Source organism: Kitasatospora sp. NPDC059408 (genome assembly GCF_042751525.1).
Classification (GTDB): domain Bacteria; phylum Actinomycetota; class Actinomycetes; order Streptomycetales; family Streptomycetaceae; genus Kitasatospora.
Genome location: NZ_JBHYWI010000014.1, coordinates 107,419 through 128,639, shown reverse-complemented (window position 1 = coordinate 128,639; position 21,221 = coordinate 107,419). Strand labels below are relative to the sequence as shown.

The following is a 21,221-nucleotide window of genomic DNA, read 5'->3' as shown; positions in this document are numbered from 1 at the left end:
TCCCCCGGCGCTACCGTTTGATGGCCCTGGGGCGGCCCGCCCACCCGGCCGGGACGCCCAGGAACAAGCAACCTCCCGGGCATTTGTTCCGGTGCCCCTCGGTGAACCGAGGGGCACCGTTGTGACCGAACTGCCCCGGATGCAGCGTTTCGACCCGGCCCAAGGTGCGCGCCCCCGCCCCGCCTGGAGCACCGCTGGTCGGATGCCGGGTGACGCCCGGTGCGCCGCGTCTGACATCGTGGCGCGTGTGATGATCTCATCGGCGGCAGCCGGCGGAATGGCCCTGGTCGAACTGGGAATGGCGCTGACGCCGGGCCCGAACATGGTGTACCTGGTGTCCCGGAGCGTCAGCCAGGGCCGCGCGGCCGGGCTTGTCTCGCTGGTCGGGACTGCCGTTGGCTTCCTTGTGTACATGACTTTGGCCAACCTGGGGTTGGCGGTGGTCTTCGTTGCCGTCCCATGGCTGTACATCGGCTTCAAGGCCGCCGGCGCGGCCTACCTCGCCTTCCTGGCCTGGCAGACGCTCAGGCAGGGAGGCCGCGGGTTGTTCGAGCCACGCGGCCTTCAGCGCGATTCGCACTGGAGGCTGCTGCGGATGGGGCTGATCACCAACCTGCTCAACCCGAAGGTCGCCATCCTGTACCTCGCGCTCATCCCGCAGTTCATCGATCCCGCTCGCGGCCACACCACGGCCCAAGGGTTCGCCCTCGGCGCCGTACAGATCGCGGTGGGCCTCACCGTGAACGGGCTGATCGTGCTCGCGGCCGGGTCGATCGCCGGCCTGCTCAAGAGCCGCCCGGCATGGGCCACGTGGCAGCGCCGGATCACCGGGAGCCTTCTCGGTGCCGCCGCGCTCGTCCTCGCCCGGGAGGTACCCGCCCGCGCGCGGGCTTGACCTCGGCCCACGAACCTTCTTCCCGCAGCGAAGCGGCGCGCCCCGAGAGCTCGGGGCGCGCCGTTCGTTCAACGACCACTCAGGCCTTCGGGCCCGCCGACTGAACGACCTCGAAGGACCACAGCGTGGAGCCGGACGCGGCCGGGCGCTTCGGGGCCTCGCCACCCTCGGCGCCGCCGCCGCGGTGGGCGGCCTGCATCGGGCCCTCCATCCAGGCCTTGAAGTCCTCCTCGCTGCGCCAGCGGGTGTAGACCAGGTACTGGTCGGTGCCCTCGACCGGGCGCAGGAGCTCGAACCACTCGAAGCCGTCGGAGTTCTCCACCGCGCCGGCGCGGGAGGCGAAGCGCTGCTCCAGCACCTCGCGCTGCTCGGCGGGGACGGTCAGGACGTTGATCTTGACGACGGACATGCTGCTCCTTCTCTCGGGTGCTTCGAGAAGTCTCCTACACCTCACGCGATCCACGGCGGGAGCACCCGCTCGTCGCCCTTCGGCGCCATCCCGCAGGCTCCCTCCGGGGTGACGGCGTCGGGGTTGTAGGCGTGGGCGGGTGAAGGTGAGGCCACGATGGCGGTGAAGCCGTCGTCGGTCGAGATCTGGCGGGCCGCACCGGCCGGGAGGGCGACGGTGTCCCCGGCGAAGAGGGAAAGCGCTTCACCGGCGAGAGAAACGACGGCGGAGCCGCTCAGGAGCGTCCAGATCTGCTCGACGTCCATGGCGTGCAGCGGCCCCTGCTTCCCGGCGCCCATGTCGACATGCCACATCGCAAGGGCAGTTGAGCCCTGGGTCGGCGAGGCGTAGGTGGTCATGACGGCGTTCGGCGTCTCGGTGCGGCGCGCGTCGGCGTGACGGATCACGGGCATGGCGATGGAACCCCCTAAGATGGACAATGTCGTTGTCTATATGGTCAATGAGGTTGTCTATCGTGTCAAGCGAACCCGCCCCGCCCGGCTTCGAGCTGCCGCTGCGCCTCCTGCTCGCCTTCCGGACGATCATCGACGAGCTACACGAGCGCCTGGCCCGCGAAGGACATCCCGACGTGCGGCCGATGCACGGCTTCGTGTTCCAGGCGATCGGGCCGCACGGCACCACCGCCGTCGAGCTCGGCCGCCGCCTCGGCGTGTCCAAGCAGGCCGCCGGGAAGACCGTCGAAAACCTGGAGCAGCTCGGCTACGTCGAGCGCGGCAGCGACCCCGCCGACGCCCGCCGCAAGGTCGTCCGCCTCACCGCGCGCGGGGTGGACTGCCTCGCCCGTTCGGCCCGGATCTTCGACGAGCTGCGCGCCCAGTGGTCCGCCACCCTCGGCGAGGAGCACCTCCGGCAGATGGAGAAGGACTTGCGACTGCTCGCGCCCGGCGACCCCTTCCGGCTCGACACCCCGCGCTGGTTCGGAGCACCGTGAATCAGAACGAGCGGCCCTCGCCCCGGTACGGCGGCTCCAGGCCGCCCACCGGGTCGGGGCGGTCACGCGGGTCGGCGCAGAGGCCGGAGCTGAGCCGGGTGAGCAGGTCGGCGAGGTCGGCGTACTGCTTCTCGTCCCAGTCGCCCAGCAGTTCGGAGAGCTGGGTGCGCCGGGCCGCGACGAGTTTCAGCGCGGCCTGCTCCCCCGGCTCGGTGAGCCGCAGCGGCAGTCCGCCGTGGCGCGAGGCCAGCCCGCGGCTCTCGACCTCGCGGGCCGCCGCCTCGATGACGGCGATCGGCACGACCCGGCGTTCGGCGAGCTCGGCCGGCTCGGCGGAGCCGTGCTGGTGCATCTGGAGGAGCAGCCAGCTGGAGGCGGGCAGCAGGTCCAGGCTGGCGGTGGCGGTGATCCGGCGGAACAGGTCGCGCCGGGCCTCTCGGGTGCTCAACACCGAGAGGGCGCGGGCGATTTCGTCCAGCGAGGAGCGTTCCACCGGGTTGAGGCCGATGGACTCGCTCAGGTCCGGTGCCGTCACGGTGGTGCGCAGCGTCTGCTCGCGCAGGAACAGCGACAGCACGAAGGCGACCACCGCGACGGGCACCGCGTACAGGAACACGCGGGTGATCGATTCGGCGTACGCGTGGTGGACGGCCGTCTGGACGGCGGCCGGCAGGCGGCTGACGACGCGCGGGTCGGAGGTGATCGCGTCGGGACGGAAGCCGGGCGGCAGCGGCACGCCCCGCAGCGCGTCCGCGAGCCGGGACTTCAGGCCGCTCGCGAAGACCGTCCCGAAGATGGAGACGCCGAACGAGGCGCCGATGGAGCGGAAGAAGGTCGCGCCCGCGGTGGCGACGCCGAGGTCCTGGTAGCCGACCGAGTTCTGCACGATCAGCACCAGCACCTGCATCACCAGGCCCAGCCCGAGGCCGAAGACGAGGAAGTACAGGCTCATCTCCCCCGTGCCGGTGTGCTCGTCGAGCCGGGAGAGGAGCAGCAGGCCGACGGTGGTGACGGCCGTCCCGGCGATCGGGAAGACCCGGTAGTGCCCGGTGCGGGCGACGATCTGGCCGGAGCCGATCGAGGTGGCCAGCATGCCGAGCACCATCGGCAGCATGTGGATGCCGGACATGGTCGGCGAGACCTGCATGACGACCTGGAGGAAGGTCGGCAGGTAGGTGAGTGCGCCGAACATCGCGAAGCCGACGACGAAGGAGATCACCGCGACCAGGCTGAACGTCCGTGAGCGGAACAGCCGCAGCGGCAGGACGGGCTCCTGCGCCGTCCGCTCGACCTGAACGAAGGCGACGAGCAGGACGAGCCCCAGCACGCCGAGCCCGACGATCTGCCAGGAGCTCCACGCCCACGTGGTGCCGCCGAGCGAGGTCATCAGCACGAGGCAGGTCGCGACGGAGGCGATCAGCGCGGTGCCGAGGTAGTCGATCCGGTGCTCGCGCTTGACCTCAAGACCGTGCAGCACCGCCGCGATGACGACCAAGGCGACCACGCCGATCGGCAGGTTGATGTAGAAGACCCAGCGCCAGCTGAGGTTGTCGACGAACAGGCCGCCCAGCAGCGGCCCGAGCACGCTCGTCACGCCGAACACGGCGCCGAACAGGCCCTGGTACTTGCCGCGGTCGCGGGGCGAGACGAGGTCGCCGACGATCGCCTGCGACAGCACCATCAACCCGCCGCCGCCGAGGCCCTGGAGCGCCCGGAAGGCGATCAACTCGCCCATGTCCTGGGCGATTCCGCAGAGCACCGAGCCGAGCAGGAAGATGACGATGGAGGCCTGGAAGAACCGCTTCCGGCCGTACATGTCGCCGAGCTTGCCCCAGAGCGGGGTGGCCGCGGTCGAGGCGAGCATGTAGGCGGTGACCACCCAGGACAGGTGTTCCAGGCCGCCGAGGTCGCTGACGATCGTGGGCAGCGCGGTGGAGACGATGGTCTGGTCGAGCGCGGCGAGCAGCATCGCCAGCAGCAGGGCGCCGATCGGCACCCAGAGGTTGGGGACGGTGACCGCCGGCGGGCCGGGCTCGGGCGCCGGGCTCCGGCCGAAGGCCGCGGGAGGGTCCCGAGGGTCCGGCGGGTCCGTCATGGCGCCTCCTGGCGTCTGCGTGGGGTCGCGGGCCGGGCGGGAGCGGATGGCCCGGGCGGATGATCACTCCCAGCCACCATGCTGTCAGAATTGCCCTGCTTTGTGCCGCCTGATTGAGCCGAACGTAAGCGCCCCACCTGTCAACCGAACACGGACCGTTCACCTGGTGCCAACCACCACCAACCGGCACAACCCCACCGCGGACGGCCGGACGGCCCTGTCCACCCTCCGGGACGTCCTGCATAATCAGGCCCGATCGTGCGACCCGGGACCGCCCGGCCGCGCGCCAGAGAGCACGAGAACCGCGAACCGAGATCCGAGGAGGGCCGGCCCATGCCGGACCAGCACTGCCCGACGTGCGGCACCGCACGCACCGCCGGGTGCGGCTGCCTCCCGGACCGGAGTCTCGACGAGACCGCCGTCCTCCCGCACGTCGAGGGCCCGCCGCTGGTCCGCCCGTACGTGCCGCAGGCGGCCGGCCAGGTCGCGGAGGAGCCGCCGCACGCCGCAGCGCCGCACACCCCGTCGCACACCGCCGCGCCGCACAGCTCTCCGGCAGCCGCACCCATGGCCGCGCACCCGCCCGTGCCGCCGCTCGGGCCCGACGCGGACGCGTACGCCACCACCGTGCTGCCGCCCGTCCCCGGCGCCGCCCCGGACGGGTACGCGCCGGACGGGTACGCGCCCGACGCGTACGCCCAGGACGGCTACGCGACCACCGCGATGCCGCCTGTCCCGCCCGTCCAGCCCGTCCCGCCCGGGGACGACCTCGGCTACTTCCCGTTCGACAACCCCGCACCCGAGCCCGGCCCGGAAGCCGCCCCCGTCGCCGGACGGGCCGCGCGGAGGGCCGCCGAGCAGGCCGAGCAGAGTCCGCTCGCCCGGCACAAGCTGCTGATCGCTGGCGCCGGCGCGGGCCTGCTGGCGCTCACCGTCGGCCTCGCGTACGCCGTGACGCCCTCGTCGCCGCCGGCGCAGAAGGCACTGCCCGCGCCCACGTCGCTCGCCCCCGCGCCGGCGGACCCGACCACCGATCCCGCCCCGCAGCCGAGCGCCGCGGCGCCGACGAGCGACACCCCGAGCCCGACGGCCACCCGGACGGCCAAGCCGAGCCCGACGAGGACGCCGACGCCCACCCCGTCCCACACCCCGACCCCGACGCCGACGCCCACCCCGACGCCGACGCCGACCCCCACTCCGACACCCACGCCCACCCCGACGCCGACCCCGACCCCCACGCCGCGTCTCCTGCAGCTCGGGATGGCCGGCGCCGACGTCAAGGCGATGCAGCAGCAGCTCTACGCCGCCGAGTGCGGATTCGTCGACAAGTCGATCGTCACCGGCACCTTCGACTACTGGACGCAGTCGGTGCTGATCAGCTACCAGCACGACAACCGGATCAAGGGCGAGAACGGCGTCTACGGTCCCAAGACCCAGGCCGCCCTCGCCGCGGACCCCGGCTGCTGATCCGTTCCCGGTAAGGGCGAGCCGATCCGCCCCCCGCTAAGGGCGAGCCGATCCGCCCCCCGCTAAGGGCGAGCCGATCCCGCCCCGGAGAGCCGGAACGGGCCGGCGCGTCAGCCCGTGACGGCCCCGACGATGCTGACGCCCGCCAGCACCACCATGATCGCCGCCGCGACGCGGACGATCAGCTTCATCGGCACGTGCTTCAGCAGCTTCTGCCCGCCCACGATCGCGATCCCGCCGACCGCGCACAGCGCCAGCCAGGAGCCGATGCCGACGGCCAGCGGATCGGCGTACTTGGCGGCCAGGTTGGCGGTCATGATCTGGGTCAGGTCGCCGAACTCGGCCACCGCGACGACCACGAAGCTCGCCCCGGCCACCTTCCAGAAGCTGCTGGAGGACGGCTCCTTGGCGGCGTGCTCATCATCGTCGCCGCCACCGTGGAAGAGCAGCATCGCGGCGCCGGCCAGGAACAGCGCGCCGGTGACGCCCTCGACCCAGCGGTGCGGCAGGAGCGAGAGCAGGTGCCCGGCCACCAGGGCGATGCCCACCTGGACGGCGAAGGCGGCGGCGATGCCGGCGAAGACGTAGCTCGCACGGTACTTCGTGCCGAGGACCAGGCTGGCCAGGGCGGTCTTGTCCGGCAGCTCGGCCAGGAAGATGATGCCGAACGTCAACGCGGCTACGGTCACACTCATCGGAGGAATCCCTCGGTCGGGCCGCCGGTCCGCGGCAGCTCCGTCAGGGGACGCCTCGGCCCGACAGCACTGGAAACGGTCACAGCACTGCGGCCGAAGGTCTCGCCGGCACCGGTCTCACGACCGCGTGCCCCGGGCGCCGGGCCCGTGGGGGCCAGTATGTCGACGGTCCGGTGGAGGGCTACTCCCCTTCAACGCCGTCCAGGTTACCCGACGCCGGGCGGGCTCCCCACCCGGCGGGAGGTCGGCCGCCGTCACCAGCCCGCGCCCGACCAGCTCCAGGACCACCACGACGGCGGCCGCCTCCACCGCCAACAGGCCGACCAGCACGAACAGTTGGACCGCGCCGGCCTGCACCGGGGAGGACCCGCCGAGCAGCATGCCGACGAAGGCGCCGGGGAGCGTCACCAGGCCGACCGTCCGCGTCTGGTCCAGGGCGGGGACGAGCGAGGTCGCGGCGGCCGTCCGGCAGATCTCCAGCCGGGCGTCGCGCTCCTCGAAGCCGAGCGCCAGCGCCGCCTCCACCTCGCCGCGCCGCTGCCGGAGCTCGTCCAGGGCGCGCCGCCCGGCGAGCGAGGTGGCGGTGAGCCCGCCACCGATCAGGATCCCCGCGACCGGGATGACGGACAGGCCCTTCGGCGGCAGCAGTCCGACGGCCAGCAGCAGGACGAGCACCGGCAGCACCCCGGCGCCGATCGGGGCCGCCGCCCACACCCAGCCCGGCCCCGGGGTCATCCGCCGCCCGGCGGTGCGCACCGCGACGGTGAACATCAGCAGCACGAACAGCGCCGACCACCACAGGGAGCCGACCACCCAGGTGATCACCGCGGCGACGGCCGCCAGCTGCACCACCGCCCGCAGCCCGGCCCGCAGCACCGCGTGCCCGTGCCCCAGCAGGCCCCACCCGGCCACCGCGACGGCGGCCAGCAGCAGGACGGCGGCCACCACCCCGAGCACCGGGGTGACGGGCAGCAGTTGTCCGCCCGACGCGGCGAGCGCGGAGCCCGCCCAGGACCGTCCGGTCAACGGGCTCAGATCCAGCTGGTGAACCACATCCGGTCCTGCCAGGACGTCAACGGGATCACCTCCGCCGTGTAGAGCGGGTAGAAGAAGGCGAAGCACCCGACGATCGCGAGCACGATCAGCCCGGCCGCCGCCGCGCCGATCCGCCGCCGCTCGGGGGTGCTGCCGGCCGGGCCGAGGATCGCGCCGAGCATCTGGGCGACGGCCAGGCACAGGAACGGCACCAGCACGACCATGTAGAAGGAGAAGACCGTCCGCTCCTGGTACTGGAACCAGGGCAGGTAGATCGCGGCCACCGCGCACAGCACGGCGCCCGAGCGCCAGTCGCGCCGGAAGAACCAGCGCCACAGCAGGTAGACGAGCGCGAAGCAGGCCGTCCACCAGAGCAGCGGCGTGCCGAGCCCGAGGATCTGCGCCGAGCAGCCGCCGGGCGTGGTGCAGCCCCGGGTGCCGATCGGGACCTGCTCCCAGTACATGGAGACCGGGCGGCCCATGACCAGCCAGCTGAACGGGTTGGACTGGTAGGTGTGCGGGGTGCTCAGCCCGGTGTTGAAGTCGTACATCTGCGAGTGGTAGTGCCACAGGCTGCGCAGCGGCGCGGGCACCCAGCTCATCGAGACCTGCGGCAGCGGGACGCCGAGGACGCTGTCCGGCGAGAGCCCGGCGCGGTCGTCCGCCCAGTGCCGGTCGTACCCGCCGCCGCCGTTGGCACCGTTGGCCAGCCAGCCGCTCCAGGCGCCGACGTAGACGACGACCGCGGAGCCGACCATGGCGAGGAAGGCGGGGACGGCGTCCCGGCGCAGCATCGAGCGCCAGGGGCGGCGGGCGCCGGCGGCGCGGCGGCCGGACTGGTCCCACAGGACGGTCAGGATGCCGAAGGCGGCGAGGACCATGACGCCGTTCCACTTGACCGCGGCGGCGGAGCCGACGAACACGCCGGCGGCGATCCGCCAGGGCCGCAGGCCGAGCCGGACGGTGTCGCCGTCGGTGACGCCGGCCAGCCGGGCGCGCACGTGGTCGCGGTCGATCAGCAGGCTGCCGAACGCGGCGAGGACGAAGAACATCTGGACGCCGTCGAGCAGGCCGACCCGGCTCATCACCAGCTGGAGGCCGTCGACGGCCATCAGGAGGGCGGCGGTGCAGCCGATCAGGGTGGAGCCGAAGAGGCGGCGGCCGATCCGGGCGAGCATGAGCACGGTGACGGTGCCGAGCAGGGCGGTCATGAACCGCCAGCCGAAGGGGTGCAGTCCGAAGAGCTGCTCGCCGACGGCGATCACCCACTTGCCCAGCGGCGGGTGGGCGACGAACTCCGGGGCGTTGGTGAGCGGGACGCCCTGCGGGACGGCCAGGACGTCGGCGTTGGCGTGGTCCGGCCAGCTGCCCTCGTAGCCCTGCTTGAGCAGCGACCAGGCGTCCTTGGGGTAGTACGTCTCGTCGAAGACGAAGGCGTTGGGGTAGCCGAGGTTCCAGAACCGCAGCAGGCCGGCGAAGAGCGCGACGCCGATCGGCCCGAGCCAGCCGAACCACGCGGCCCGGTCGGCCGCCGCGACCAGCGGCCCGCGCGGGGCCGGTCCGGGGTCCGGGGCCGGTGCCGCCGGGGGGTGCGTGAGCGCCGCTTGCGTCATTGCCTCGCCGATTCGCCGGTGTACCGCTGTGCCAGTGACCGCCGTGCCGGCCGGGGCCGGGCGGTCGACAGGCACTGACACTATGTGGCGGTGGTCGCGAAGCCAAGCGCGACGGGCGCCGCCCGGGTGACCCGGTCGGCGCCCGTGCGCGCGGTGTTCGTCGGGCCCGCTCAGGCGGCCGTCTGGAGCTCCCGGACGGGGATCGCGTGGACGACGGCCGGGGCCGCGTTGTCCTGCTCCGGCGTGAGGTGCGGGCGCAGCCGCAGGGCCAGGGCGACGATCAGCAGGGTGGAGCCCGCCATGGCCGCGAGGTAGAGCGGCCAGGTGCCGGAGCCGACCAGCAGCACGCCGACGGCCGGGCCGACCGCGATCGCGATCTGCTTCACCAGGGCGTAGCCGGCGTTGTAGGTGCCGAGCAGCCGGGCCGGGGCGAGGTCGGCGACGATCGGGCCCATGGTGGGCGCGAGCAGCGACTCGCCGACGCCGAACAGGGCGTAGATCGAGACGATCGCGACCGTGGCGGCCATGGCCTCGGTCCGGATCAGGCCGGCCACGAGGGCCATCGTCCAGGCGCCGAGCCAGACCACGCCGGCCGCGGCCATGGCGGTGGTGCGGCGGCGGCGCGCGGTGATCCGCACCATGAACATCTGCAGGACGACGATGGTCAGCGCGTTGGCGCCGATCGCGAAGCCCAGGGTGGAGGGCGCGGTGCCGACGGTGTCGGTGGCGAAGGCCGCGACGCCGGACTCGAACTGGCCGTAGCAGGTGAAGAAGATCAGCCCGGCGAGGACGCAGAGCCGCACCATCGCCTTGTCGGCGACCAGGGCGCGCAGGCCGGTCGGGCCTTCGGTCTTGCCGTGGACGGCGGTCAGCTGGACCTTGGGCATCCGGGCGGTGCCGGTGACCAGGGCGAGGCCGAGGAAGGTCGCCGCCTCGATGGTGAACAGCCGGGTGAGGCTGGCCGGGTCGGCCACGTTCACGATCTGCCCGCCGACCAGCGCGCCGATGCCCATGCCCAGGTTGACCAGGGTGAACTGCAGCGCGAAGGCGTGCGCCCGGGTCGCCGCGGTGGAGCAGCGGACGATCATCGTGGCGAGCGCCGGCTGGCAGGTGGTGACGCCCGCGCCGAACAGGAACGAGGAGACCAGCAGGGCGGGGGTGCCGGTGGCGTGCCCGAAGGCGAACGCGCCGGTGGCGGCGAGCGCGGTGCCGGCCAGCAGGACGGGCCGGGGACCGTACTTGTCGATGCCGCGGCCGGTGAACGGCAGGACGGCGAGCGCCGCGAGCGCGAAGACGGTGAACACCATCCCGGCCGCCAGCGAGCCGAGCCCGCGCACCTGGTCCACGTACACGAACATGTACGGCATCGTGAACCCGCTGCCGAACGCGCTGAGCGCGTTGCCGATCTGGACGCGGCGCAGCGGGCCGCCCGCCCCGCGTCGCTGCTGCCTCTGCTGCTTCACCGTGCCGGTCACCGTGCACACCCCTTCTTGGAGATTCGACTGGATACTCTTAAGTCCAGAAGATTTCAGAGCTAAAGTTTGACGAGATAAAGTCTTAGCACCAGAAGAGTGTGGAGTCAAAGGCTTAAGAGATGCACGCCCCCGTGCGACACTGGTCCGCATGACTACGGACAAGCCCGCTCCGGCCAAGCCCAGGGAGCTCGGCATCGCCGAGCAGGTGGCCGTCTACCAGCGGGAGTTCCCCACGGTGGACCCGCAGGTGGAGACCATCGTGCAGACCCTGAACCGGGTCTCGCGGCGGATGGGGGTGGCCTACGACCGGCAGCTGACTGTGCTGGGGATCACGTCCGCGGAGTGGGAGGTGCTGAAGGCCCTGGTGGTCTCCGGCAGCCCCTACCGGCTGGGACCGGGCGAGCTGGCCAAGCGGCTCGGGCTCACCCCGGCGGCGATGACGCACCGGATCGACCGGATGGTGGCCGAGGACCTCGTCACCCGGGAACGGGACGAGTCCAACCGGGTCCGGGTGATCATCGAGCTGACCGAGAACGGCCGCGACAAGTGGCTGGAGTCGATGCGGATGGCGGCGGTGTTCGAGGAGGAACTGCTCCAGGACATCGCGGGCGAGGAGCGGGCCGTCCTGTCGGCCCTGCTGGCCCGGATGCTGCGGCGCATCGAGGAGAGCCGGCCGGACGCACCCGGGCGCGCCGCGGACCCCGCGTAGCGGCCCCGCACATGGCTCCGGCCCGCCAAGGGAGTGGTCTCCCCCGGCGGGCCGGACGTCTTTCGGTTTCGGTGCGGGGTCCGTCAGGCCCTCAGCCGTTCTCGGGATCGGGCCCGGGCGTCAGCAGGGGCCGTTGTCGGTCCAGACGCCCCACTGGCCGCTCTGGGTCGGGTCCTCGCCCTTGGTCCACCACTTGTTGGTGTAGTAGTGGCCCTTCCAGGAGACCTTGGTGCCGCCGGCCGCGTAGGTGGCGTTCGGGTCCCAGCTCGGGGCGGCCGGGCAGGTGACCGGCGTGCCGGTGGGGGTGCCGGTCGGCGTACCGGTCGGCGTGCCCGTGGGGGTCCCGGTCGGCGTGCCGGTGGGGGTGCCGGTCGGGGTCTGGGTCGGGGTGGCGGTGGAGGTCGGGGTGCCGGTCGGCGGGGCCGGGCAGGCCGCGGCCGAGCCGTTGGTGGCGTTCGCCATCGTGTCGAACAGGGAGGTGTTGGTCCCCAGGTCGTACAGCGAGAAGGCGAAGGAGCCGCCGAGGCCGTTGCAGTGGGCGTAGTCGAGCTTGGCCTGGATCGACCGGGCGTCCTCACCGCTCCAGAAGGTGGTGCCGTCGTAGAAGTACGTGGCCTTCGCGGCGTCGTCCCAGAAGGTCTTGGACGGGTTGTCGACGAAGCCCGTGAGCTCCTTGTACATCTGGATGCCGGGGACGTTGCCGGACATCGCGGCGCCGGCGGCGGGGTTGGCGGCGGGCTGGAACAGGCCGTTCTGGCCGTTGTTCGGGACGCCGGTCCAGCCGCGGTAGTAGAACGGCACACCCATGTTGATCTTGTTGGCGGGGAAGCCGCCGGGGATGCCGTAGTCCGGGTCGCCGACCGTCCACGCCTTGACGGCGTTGTCGATCGAGTACTTGCCGTGGCCCGGCTTGGCCGGGGTCATCGGGTCGTTCGGGCCGGAGTAGAGCGGGGCCTGGTGGTTGGTCGGGCCCTGGGCGTCCCAGCCGCCGTGCATGTCGTAGGTCATGACGTCGAGGAACGTGAGGTACTGGCCGATCTTGTCGGTCTCGACGTTCATGATCTTGTCCTGGCCGGCGCCGACCGCCGCCGACAGGGCATAGGTCTTGTTGTCGGCCTTGCCCTGCGCGTCCAGCTGGTTGCGGAACTCCTGCAGCAGCAGGGTGTAGTTCTGCTTGTCGGCCGGGCTGGAGATGTTGCCGGTGTGGCCGCCGCCGCCCGGGTACTCCCAGTCGATGTCGACGCCGTCGAAGACGCCGGCCGCCGAGCCCGGGCCGCCGTAGCCGGCCTCGCTCGGGAGGTTGCCCTTGATGAACATGTCGAGGCAGGACGAGACCAGGTGCTTGCGCGAGGCGTCCGTGGCGGCCGCCGACGAGAAGTACTTGGAGTAGGTCCAACCGCCCAGCGAGATCAGGACCTTGAGCTTCGGGTTCTTCGCCTTCAGCTTCTTCAGCTGGTTGAAGTTGCCCGCGATCCCCTGGTTCCAGACGTCGCCGACGCCGTCGACCGAGATGTCGGCGCCGAAGCTCTTCTGGTAGTCGGCGAACGCGTCGCCCGCGCCGTCACCCGCGTTGGGGTTGTTGTCGTTCGTGTCCGCGGCCTTGGTGGCCTCGAAACAGCCCAGGTCGGTCGGGTTGATGTTGGCGAAGTCGTAGATCAGGTAGTCCAGCTTCCCGGCCACGCCGGTGTCCTGGATCGTCTTCGGGTAGTACCCGTTCGCGTAGATCGACCACTGGTCGAAGTAGGCGACCTTGATGCCGCCGCTGGTGGCGGGCGCGCCGGTGGAGTTGGTGGTCGCGGCGTTGGCCGCGGCGCCGCCGGTGAGGGCGAGGCCCGCGCCGAGCAGCAGGGAGGCGGTGGTGCCGGCCGCGATCGCGGCCAGGCTCTTCGGGCGCCGACGGCGGACGCCTTCCTGAGCCGGGGTCCCGGCCCTTTCAATGCGTGAGCGCAGCATGGGTGCGTGACTCCTGGGTGTGGGGGTTCCGTCCGCCCCGGGGACGCCGTCCGGGGTGGGGCCGGACGACCGGGGCATGACAGATCGAGGAAGGGAATCGAGCGGGAAAGGGGGTCGAGCGGGATCAGGCCGTGACGGACACCGGGATGTGCCGAACCGGCGCCGGCGGCCGTACGGCCGCTGACGCCGGTTCAGGGGCTCCCTGCACCTGGGCAATAAAAATGGACTAGACCAACTCGCCCGTCAAGAGGGGCCGTCGGGCCTTGACCCGCGCTTAAGGTTCGCCTCCCCCACGGGCACCCCCGGCGACCTGCGCATCAGTAGCGGACGGCGTTCGCCACGACGGCCTTGATCGTCCCGGACAGGTCCCGGTTGCTCCTCGCGGTGGCCTGGGCGCCCTGCCCGGAGGCCACGTCGTCCAGGGTCACCGCCGTCGCGTCCTGCACCTGGCCGGATCCGTCCGTGAAATCGACCTGGATCACGTACCGGTAGGACTGCTGCCCGTGGTTGGTCACCGTCAGCTGCGCCTGCGCCCTGCCGTCCGAACCGGTCGTCACCGCCCCCACCGCGACGTCGGCCTTGGCGTCCAGCCCGCCCTTGATCCCCGCCACGGCGGACGAGGCCGCCGAGAACGCCGCCGAGGCCTGCGCCTGCGCCGACGAGAGCGCCGAACCGGCCCCGCCGGCCGCCGAGGCCAGCGCCGAGGCGGCCGACGCCGCGGCCGAGACGCCCTTCTCGATCTCGCCGGCGGCCGAGGACACCGCACTGCTCGGGCTCTTGCCCGACGAGCACCCCGCCAGCACCGCACCCGCGACCACCACGGTGGCCAACACCCCGGCCACGGCGCGGCGTCGGCGGCGCAGCAGCGGGGCGTCCGGCAGCTGCGCGGGGACCCTGCGGGTGACCCGGATGACCCGGGTGAGCGGCTGGCGGTCCATGGGCGGTCCCGTCCCTTCTGGTGTCCTCCGGCGCCCGGGCCGCCCGGCACGCCTCCCGGCCCACCCTCCGAGGCCCCGGGCGGAGCCGCCAGCGGGGCGGTGCCTCCGGGTGAGCCGGGCGGGCGGCGACGTCAGGGTGGCAACGTCAGGACAGGCCCGAGCCCTCCTGCTCGTCCGCCTCCACCGCCGCCCGCTCCTCGCGCAGCCGCACGACGTGCCGGCGCCGGGCCACCACGCCGTACGCGGACGCGGCGCTCGCGACGAAGGCCAGCACGCCGACCCACGGCCGGTCGAAGGCGTGGCCGGTCACGTGGTCGAGCGAGTACCGGCCCGGGCCGGCCAGGCCCAGCGCCAGCCCGGTCGCGCCGAGGAACGCCGGGTACTCGTAGCCGCCGGAGGTCATGAAGAAGCCGGCCGGGGCGTGCACCGCCACGGCGCCGGCCATCGTGCCGGCCACCACCGCGCCGGCCGCCGGCGTGGCCAGGCCCGCCACCAGCAGTGCGCCGCCGCCCGCCTCGCCGAGGCCGGCCGCGATCGCGCTCTCCCTGGCCGGGTGGAAGCCCATGCCCTCCATCGCCTTGGTGGTGCCCTCCAGGCCGCCGCCGCCGAACCAGCCGAACAGCTTCTGGGTGCCGTGCGCGATCAGCACCCCGCCGACCGCGCCGCGCAGGGCCAGCAGGCCCAGGTCCCTACGGTTCAGACACATGTCGCAACCTCGTTCCCGCGGTGGTGGTCCTCCGTCCATGGGACCCGAGACCGCGCACCCGTTCGAGCCGGGACCGCCATCCGGGCGAATCAGCCGCCGACCGGGAACGGACCGCGGCCCCCGGCGGACCCCGCGGTCATGCTGAGCGGATGTTCGTCTTCAACCTGTCCAGCGCCTTCATCACCTTCTTCGCCGTCGTCGGACCGCCGAAGGTGCTGCTGTCCTTCGCCCGGCTGGCCCCCACCCGGACCACCAGGGAACTGCGGCGGCTCGCCGCCTGGAGCACGGTCGTCTCGGCCGTGATCGGCCTGGTGCTGGGCTTCAGCGCGGACGAGGTCACGACGCTGTTCCACATCAGCGACCAGTCGCTGCAGCTCGCCGGCGGGACGATCTTCTTCATCTACGCCGTCGCGCTGGTCTTCGGGGTGCACCTCGGCGAGGGCGAGGACGACGAGCACCTGCCGAACCCGATGCTGGACGGCTTCCGCGAGCTCCTGCTGCCGTACATCGCCAGCCCGCTCGCCGTCAGCGCCGTCCTGGTCGCCTCGCTCACCAAGGACGACTGGGGCTGGCGGACCACCGTCGCCGGGGCCTACGTGGCCGTCGTGGTGATCAACTACGTCGCCGTGGCGCTGCTCGCCCCGCTGATGCGGCGCACCCACCGCACCTCGCTGGAGGTGCTGTCCCGGCTGCTCGGACTGCTGCTGGCGGCGGTGGGCGTCGAGCTGTTCCTGAACGGCCTGGCCGGGCTCGGCGTGCACATCGCCGAGGGGCACTGAGGGGCACTGAGGGGCACTGGGGGCCCTTGAAGGGCGCCGGGCCCGGCCGGCCGCGTCGTCAGGCCGCGGCGAGGCGGGTCAGCACCTCACCGATCCGCTCCCGCACCAGCGGGTCGGCGATCAGGCCGTCCGCACCGACCGCGCCGCGGTCCAGCGGGATCCGGACACAGGCCTCGTCCACGACAGCCGCGCCGGTGTAGCCGAGGACGGCGCGCAGGGTGGCCTCGGCGCCCTCGCCGCGGCCGGGGGCGGCGCAGTTGATCCAGGCCGCCGGCTTGTCGGAGATCTCGACCCCGCCGACCGTCCAGTCCAGCAGGTTCTTGAACGAACCGGGCAGCGTGCCCGCGTACTCCGGCGTGCAGATCAGCAGCGCGTCGGCGGCCTCGACCGCGGCGCGCAGCGCGGCCACCGCCTCCGGCAGCGGATCGGTGTCGTGGTCGGGGTTGAAGTGCGGGAGGTCGGCCAGCCCCTCGAAGTAGGTGGCGCGCAGGCCCGGGGCCCCGGCGGCGAGGGCCTCGGCCGTCCGCAGCACCGTCTCGTTGGAGGATCCGGCGCGGAGGCTCCCGGTCAGAAGCAGGATGTGACGCTCGTTCGGCATGCCGAGGAACCTACTCCCCGGTCCCGGGACCGGGGAGGGGTTTTCCCCACGGCCACGGGAGTCACGGGAGCCATGGGCATCACGGGAGCCATGGGCATCACGGGAGTCACGGGAGTCACGGCACGACGACCGTGCGCCACGGCACCGGGCTGGAGAGGATCATCGAGCTCGACGGCTGGCCGTAGCCGCCGAGCCGGTCGCACAGCCGCTCGAACTCGGCCATCGTGGGCGCCGCGACCAGCAGCACGCAGCAGGCCCCGCCGGTGACCCGGTGCAGTTGGAGCACCTCGGGCCAGTTCGCCACCTCCGGGTCGCGCAGCACGCAGCGCGGGCCGTAGCACTGGATCTGGACCAGTGCGGTGATCGGCAGCCCGGCGCGGGGAAGGTCCACGTGGGCGTGGTAGCCGGTGATCACGCCGTCCGCCTCCAGCCGGCGGACCCGTTCGGCCACCGCGGGTGCGGACAGGCTCACCCGGCGGGAGAGTTCGTTGTACGAGAGCCTGGCGTCGGCCTGGAGCTCGGCCAGCAGGCGGCGGTCGACGGCGTCCATGGCGGCTCCCGGAGTGCTGTGCACGTGGCGTGCGAGTGGCTGGAATCGGCGGTCTTGCCGATCGTAAAGGGAATCGGCGCAACGCCTCGCGAACAACAGCCCGAGGGCCCGTTGCGGTACCCGGAGGCCATTCAATCCGGGGCCGACACCGCCGCACAATGGGGCCCCCGGTGGAACCAGGCCGTCCGTCTGGTCACCGGGCCCGGGCCGTGGTGCCCGGCCGTCAGGAGGGATCGGGATGGGGCACGACACGGTGGAGACGCCCAGCCTGTCATTCGTCGGGGGCGAGGAACCGGGTCGGGGGACCCCGTACGCCCGCTACGCGCGACTGGACGAGCTGCACGGCCTGCAGCACCCGCTCAGCAAGGCGCCGGCCGAGATGTCGTTCATCGTCACCACGCAGGTGATGGAGCTGCTGTTCGACCTGCTGCGGCACGAGTGGACGCTCGCCCAGCAGGCGCTGCGCGAGGACGACCTGCCGGCGGCGCTCGCCGCCCTGCGGCGCGGCACGCACGTCCAGGACGTGCTGACCGAGTCCTGGGACCTGCTCGCCACCATGACACCGCAGGAGTTCAACTCCTTCCGCGCGCTGTTCGGCGAGGCCTCGGGCTTCCAGTCCTCGGCGTTCCTGCACCTGGAGTTCCTGCTCGGCAACAAGAACGCCGCGCTGCTGAACATGTACGCGGACGCGCCGCGCACCCGCGACGAGCTGGCCGAGGCGCTGCGCGCCCCCAGCCTGTACGACGACGCGCTGGCCGTGCTCGCCCGCCGCGGACTGACCGTCCCGCACCTGCCGTCCGAGCAGCGCCACCACGCCTCCCCCGAGGTCGAGGCGGCCTGGCGCCGGGTGTACACCGAGCCGGAGTTCGCCGGCCTCCAGCCGCTCGCCGAGGCGCTGCTGGACGTCGCCGAGCGGGTCACCCGGTGGCGCCAGCGCCACCTGAACGCGGTCCGCCGCACGATGGGCGCCAAGCCCGGCTCGGGCGGCTCCAGCGGGCTGACCTGGCTGCGCAAGTCGGCCGACCAGGACGTGTTCCCGGAGCTGTGGTCCATCCGGGACGAGATGTGAGCGAGAGGCAGGACATGGGCACGGGCAAGATCACGGGTGCGCTCACGCGCGAGGAGTGCGCGGCGCTGGACGCCGTCGACCCGCTGGCGGCGTTCCGCAAGGAGTTCGCGCTGCCGGACGGGGTGATCTACCTGGACGGGAACTCGCTGGGCGCACTGCCGGTGCGCACGCCCGAGCGGGTGCGCCAGGTGGTCGAGGAGGAGTGGGGCCGCGACCTCATCCGCAGCTGGAACGACGCCGGCTGGTTCGAGCAGCCGTACGCGCTCGGCCGCCGGATCGCACCGCTGGTCGGGGCCGGCGCGGACGAGGTCGCGGTCTGCGACACCACGTCGGTGAACCTGTTCAAGGTGCTCTCGGCGGCGCTGCGGCTGCGCCCGGGGCGCGGCACGGTGCTCGGCGACGCCGAGGCGTTCCCGACCGACCTCTACATCGCCGAGGGCGTGACCGGCCTGGTCGAGGGCGCGCGCAGCGTGCTGATCCGGCCGGAGGAGCTGGACGCGCACCTGGACGGGGATGTCGCCGCCGTCGTCCTGTCCCACGTGGACTACCGCACCGGCGAGCTGCTCGACATGCCCGGGATCACCGCGCGCGTGCAGGCCGCGGGCGCGCTGATGATCTGGGACGTGTGCCACTCGGTGGGCGCGCTGCCGGTCGAACTCGGCGCCTCGGGCGCGGACTTCGCGATCGGCTGCACCTACAAGTACCTGAACGGCGGCCCGGGCGCGCCGGCCTTCCTGTACGTCGCCGAGCGGCACCTGGCGGCCGGTCCGGTGCAGCCGCTGAGCGGTTGGTTCGGCCACGCGCGGCCGTTCGCGTTCGAGCCCGGGTACGACCCCAAGGAGGGCATCGGGCGCTTCCTGTGCAGCTCGCCGTCACTGCTCGGCCAGGCCGCGCTGGGCGCCAGCCTGGACGTGTGGGAGCGCGCCGACCTGGCCGCCGTGCGGGCGAAGAGCCTCGCGCTGACCGACCTGTTCATCGCGCTGGTCGAGGGCCTGGACGGGATCGAGGTGGCGACCCCGCGCGAGCACGCCCGGCGCGGCAGCCAGGTCGCGCTGCGGTTCGCCGACGGCTACCCGGTGGTGCAGGCGCTGATCGCGCGCGGCGTGATCGGGGACTTCCGCGCGCCGGACCTGATGCGCTTCGGGTTCACCCCGCTCTACCTGTCCCACGTCGACGTCTGGGACGCGGCGCAGCAGCTGGCGGAGGTGCTGGAGAGCGGCGAGTGGCGGCAGGAACGGTTCTCCCGCCGGGGCGAGGTGACCTGACCGGGCCCGGGCTTCCCGGCCGGGGGATCCGGCCGGGAACGGGCGCTCCCTGCCCGCGTCGTGGGGCAGTGACGAAGGCCATGGACCGGTTCCTCGCGGGACGCTGACCGCACGACCGGTGGCCGGCCCCTCGCGTTCCGGCCTCTTCGTACGCTCGCCGACGGCCGCCGGCACGGCTCGGGCCGCCCGGTCGGGAGTGACCGGGCGGCCCGTCGTGCCGTGGGGATGGTCAGCTGTGGCGGCCGCGGCGGCGGGCGACCATCACGGCGAGGCCGCCGAGGGCGAGTGCGCCGACGCCTGCGGCGCCGAGGACGAACGGGGCGTTGCCCGCGCCTGTCGACGGCAGCTCACCGCCACCGTGGTGGTGGTGACCGCTGGACTCGTGCCCGGTCGGGTGCCAGCTGGTCGGCACGGGGCCCGCGGTGGACGAACTCGCCGAGGGCGAGGTGGTGGTGGCCGACGGCGACGTGGTGCTCGCGGTCGGGGACGGCGACGGGGAGTTCGTCGGGGACGGGGAGCTGGTCGGAGACGGCGAGTTGGTCGGCGACGGGGAGTTCGTCGGGGACGGGGAGCTGGTCGGCGAAGGGGAGTTCGTCGGGGACGGCGAGTTGGTCGGCGAAGGGGAGTTCGTCGGCGAAGGCGAGTTCGTCGGAGACGGGGACGGCGAGTTGGACGACGGCGACGGGCTCGGCGAGGTCTTGCACTCCGGCAGGTCCCCGTCGAACGGGTAGCTGTGGATCTCGTAGCCACCGGTGCCGGTGTGGATCAGGTTGCCCGCGAGGTACACCCGGCCGTTCATTCCCGCCTGGGCGATGGTCGTCGTCCCGCCCGGGTTGCCCGCCAGGACAGAGCCCTGGAACTGGGCGCTGCCGAGGATCTGCGCCGTGGTCGCGGTCGGGAAGTTGTACATCAGCTTCGAGCGCATGTCGGTGGTCTGGTCCCCGGCCAGGCCGGTGCCCGTGTAGGTGTTGATGACCGGGCTGTCGCCGAGCATGTTCACCACCACGGTGGCCCCGGCCGGGATGTTGTTGAACACCAGGCCGATCTGCCCGCCGGTCGGCGAGGCGAGGTTCCGGGTGACGTTGAAGACCTGCTTCGTGCTGGTGCCGTCACCGGTGAAGGTGGCCTGACTGGAGGAGACGTCGACGGTGCCCGTGGCGGTGGCCCGCCCGACGCAGTCCGAGACCTCCTCGATCTGGGTGAGCACCGTCTGGTACGGCGCTGCCGCGTTCGGGTCCTGGATCGACTCGCCGATCGGGTCGATGCTGACGGTTCCGGTGACGCTGCCCGCGTGGCGCAGGTTGCCGAAAGCCGGACCGTGGGAGTCGCTGCCGCCGATCAGGATCGAGTTGCCGCTCTTCACGTCGACGTTGCCGCCGGTGGTGACGAAGTCGCTGCCGTTGGGCGGCACGACGCGTGAGCCGACGCCCACGACGCCCATGTTGTAGACGCCGCCCCCGTTCTTGTCGAGGGTCAGGACCCCGAGCGTGACGATCTTGCCCTCGGCCTCGGCGGCACGGCCGTTGACGGTGTAGTCGCCGCCGGTGAAGACGTTGATCGTGGCGTCCCGGCCGGTGAAGTCGCCGTTGTTCGGCGGCGGCCAGGTGGACGGGCAGTCGGGCCCGGTGCAGGCGCCGAGCGGCGGCGCCAGCGGCGCGGCGGAAACGACCGACAGCACGGCGGCCATCGGCACCGCGGCGAAGGCCGTGGCGACGGCGATCCGCACGGCCCGGCGGCCGGGAGCCTGCGGTCTCTTCACGGCGGTCGTTCTGTGATCCGGCGTACCGGTGCCCTGACCCATCGACGCGTTCCTCCACACAAGGAAAACGGCAGGTCGCTCAACCTGCCATCTTCGGGTGATTACCTGGCGATCCCACATATTCGCGACGTGACGTCACAAATCGGACTATTCATACCCTGTGGATCCTCGGATCCGATCCCGGTGTCCATCGAACGGCCGAGCGGATCGACCGGCCCCC

At 72.6% G+C, this 21,221-nt stretch carries 20 protein-coding genes; 7 read left to right on the top strand and 13 right to left on the bottom strand.

Going from position 1 to position 21,221, the window contains the following annotated elements:
* Positions 1-250: 250 nt before the first annotated feature.
* Complete coding sequence (locus ACFXDE_RS12610; protein WP_380493547.1) at positions 251-895, top strand: LysE family translocator; 645 nt, start codon at positions 251-253, stop codon at positions 893-895.
* A 79-nt stretch (positions 896-974) separates the two neighbouring features.
* Here the strand turns inward: ACFXDE_RS12610 and ACFXDE_RS12605 are convergent, their stop codons facing one another.
* Together ACFXDE_RS12605 and ACFXDE_RS12600 are read right to left on the bottom strand one after the other, a co-directional pair.
* Complete coding sequence (locus tag ACFXDE_RS12605) at positions 975-1,304, bottom strand: antibiotic biosynthesis monooxygenase family protein (RefSeq protein ID WP_380493520.1); 330 nt, start codon at positions 1,302-1,304, stop codon at positions 975-977.
* Between the two features lie 41 nt (positions 1,305-1,345).
* Complete coding sequence (locus tag ACFXDE_RS12600) at positions 1,346-1,756, bottom strand: cupin domain-containing protein (protein WP_380493518.1); 411 nt, start codon at positions 1,754-1,756, stop codon at positions 1,346-1,348.
* 62 nt (positions 1,757-1,818) lie between these two features.
* On the opposite strand from ACFXDE_RS12600, the gene ACFXDE_RS12595 reads away from it, so the two are divergent.
* Positions 1,819-2,295 (top strand): MarR family winged helix-turn-helix transcriptional regulator, encoded by a 477-nt coding sequence (locus ACFXDE_RS12595; protein WP_380493516.1) that lies wholly within the window; start codon positions 1,819-1,821, stop codon positions 2,293-2,295.
* Between the two features lies 1 nt (position 2,296).
* Here the strand turns inward: ACFXDE_RS12595 and ACFXDE_RS12590 are convergent, their stop codons facing one another.
* Positions 2,297-4,390, bottom strand: a complete 2,094-nt coding sequence (locus ACFXDE_RS12590; RefSeq protein WP_380493514.1) for an MFS transporter — start codon at positions 4,388-4,390, stop codon at positions 2,297-2,299.
* A gap of 333 nt (positions 4,391-4,723) precedes the next feature.
* Between ACFXDE_RS12590 and ACFXDE_RS12585 the strand changes: the two genes are divergently transcribed.
* Positions 4,724-5,857, top strand: coding sequence for a peptidoglycan-binding domain-containing protein (locus tag ACFXDE_RS12585; RefSeq protein WP_380493512.1), 1,134 nt, complete (start codon positions 4,724-4,726; stop codon positions 5,855-5,857).
* Positions 5,858-5,967: 110 nt separating this feature from the next.
* Here ACFXDE_RS12585 and ACFXDE_RS12580 read toward each other — a convergent pair whose 3' ends face one another.
* The 4 genes from ACFXDE_RS12580 to ACFXDE_RS12565 all read right to left on the bottom strand — a co-directional run bounded on the left by ACFXDE_RS12580 (position 5,968) and on the right by ACFXDE_RS12565 (position 10,663).
* Positions 5,968-6,552 carry a TMEM165/GDT1 family protein gene (locus ACFXDE_RS12580; protein ID WP_380439397.1) on the bottom strand — a complete coding sequence of 195 codons (585 nt, stop codon included), beginning with the start codon at positions 6,550-6,552 and terminating at the stop codon, positions 5,968-5,970.
* 117 nt (positions 6,553-6,669) lie between these two features.
* Positions 6,670-7,527 (bottom strand): ABC transporter permease, encoded by an 858-nt coding sequence (locus ACFXDE_RS12575; protein ID WP_380439448.1) that lies wholly within the window; start codon positions 7,525-7,527, stop codon positions 6,670-6,672.
* 56 nt (positions 7,528-7,583) lie between these two features.
* The gene (locus ACFXDE_RS12570) at positions 7,584-9,200 is read right to left on the bottom strand and encodes a dolichyl-phosphate-mannose--protein mannosyltransferase (protein WP_380493509.1); all 1,617 of its coding nucleotides are present in this window, start codon (positions 9,198-9,200) and stop codon (positions 7,584-7,586) included.
* 170 nt (positions 9,201-9,370) lie between these two features.
* Positions 9,371-10,663, bottom strand: coding sequence for an MFS transporter (locus ACFXDE_RS12565; protein ID WP_380493507.1), 1,293 nt, complete (start codon positions 10,661-10,663; stop codon positions 9,371-9,373).
* Between the two features lie 160 nt (positions 10,664-10,823).
* Here ACFXDE_RS12565 and ACFXDE_RS12560 point away from each other — a divergent pair, with 160 nt between their 5' ends.
* Positions 10,824-11,384 (top strand): MarR family winged helix-turn-helix transcriptional regulator, encoded by a 561-nt coding sequence (locus ACFXDE_RS12560; RefSeq protein ID WP_380493505.1) that lies wholly within the window; start codon positions 10,824-10,826, stop codon positions 11,382-11,384.
* 120 nt (positions 11,385-11,504) lie between these two features.
* Here the strand turns inward: ACFXDE_RS12560 and ACFXDE_RS12555 are convergent, their stop codons facing one another.
* The 3 genes from ACFXDE_RS12555 to ACFXDE_RS12545 all read right to left on the bottom strand — a co-directional run bounded on the left by ACFXDE_RS12555 (position 11,505) and on the right by ACFXDE_RS12545 (position 14,981).
* Positions 11,505-13,337 (bottom strand): glycosyl hydrolase family 18 protein, encoded by a 1,833-nt coding sequence (locus ACFXDE_RS12555; RefSeq protein WP_380493503.1) that lies wholly within the window; start codon positions 13,335-13,337, stop codon positions 11,505-11,507.
* A gap of 317 nt (positions 13,338-13,654) precedes the next feature.
* The gene (locus ACFXDE_RS12550; RefSeq protein ID WP_380493501.1) at positions 13,655-14,275 is read right to left on the bottom strand and encodes a hypothetical protein; all 621 of its coding nucleotides are present in this window, start codon (positions 14,273-14,275) and stop codon (positions 13,655-13,657) included.
* Between the two features lie 145 nt (positions 14,276-14,420).
* The gene (locus tag ACFXDE_RS12545) at positions 14,421-14,981 is read right to left on the bottom strand and encodes a DoxX family protein (RefSeq protein ID WP_380439387.1); all 561 of its coding nucleotides are present in this window, start codon (positions 14,979-14,981) and stop codon (positions 14,421-14,423) included.
* Positions 14,982-15,130: 149 nt separating this feature from the next.
* On the opposite strand from ACFXDE_RS12545, the gene ACFXDE_RS12540 reads away from it, so the two are divergent.
* Positions 15,131-15,760: a MarC family protein gene (locus ACFXDE_RS12540; RefSeq protein ID WP_380493499.1), complete on the top strand. Its 630-nt coding sequence runs from the start codon at positions 15,131-15,133 to the stop codon at positions 15,758-15,760.
* A gap of 58 nt (positions 15,761-15,818) precedes the next feature.
* Here ACFXDE_RS12540 and ACFXDE_RS12535 read toward each other — a convergent pair whose 3' ends face one another.
* Entirely contained in the window at positions 15,819-16,358 is a 540-nt protein-coding gene (locus tag ACFXDE_RS12535; protein ID WP_380493497.1) for an NADPH-dependent FMN reductase, read from the bottom strand.
* 115 nt (positions 16,359-16,473) lie between these two features.
* Entirely contained in the window at positions 16,474-16,908 is a 435-nt protein-coding gene (locus ACFXDE_RS12530) for an Lrp/AsnC family transcriptional regulator (protein WP_380439382.1), read from the bottom strand.
* Between the two features lie 238 nt (positions 16,909-17,146).
* Here ACFXDE_RS12530 and ACFXDE_RS12525 point away from each other — a divergent pair, with 238 nt between their 5' ends.
* Both ACFXDE_RS12525 and kynU read left to right on the top strand, forming a co-directional pair.
* Entirely contained in the window at positions 17,147-17,977 is an 831-nt protein-coding gene (locus ACFXDE_RS12525) for a tryptophan 2,3-dioxygenase (RefSeq protein ID WP_380493494.1), read from the top strand.
* A 14-nt stretch (positions 17,978-17,991) separates the two neighbouring features.
* Entirely contained in the window at positions 17,992-19,242 is a 1,251-nt protein-coding gene (gene kynU / locus ACFXDE_RS12520; RefSeq protein ID WP_380439446.1) for a kynureninase, read from the top strand.
* A gap of 229 nt (positions 19,243-19,471) precedes the next feature.
* Here kynU and ACFXDE_RS12515 read toward each other — a convergent pair whose 3' ends face one another.
* The gene (locus tag ACFXDE_RS12515) at positions 19,472-21,001 is read right to left on the bottom strand and encodes a choice-of-anchor A family protein (protein WP_380493492.1); all 1,530 of its coding nucleotides are present in this window, start codon (positions 20,999-21,001) and stop codon (positions 19,472-19,474) included.
* Positions 21,002-21,221 lie beyond the last annotated feature (220 nt).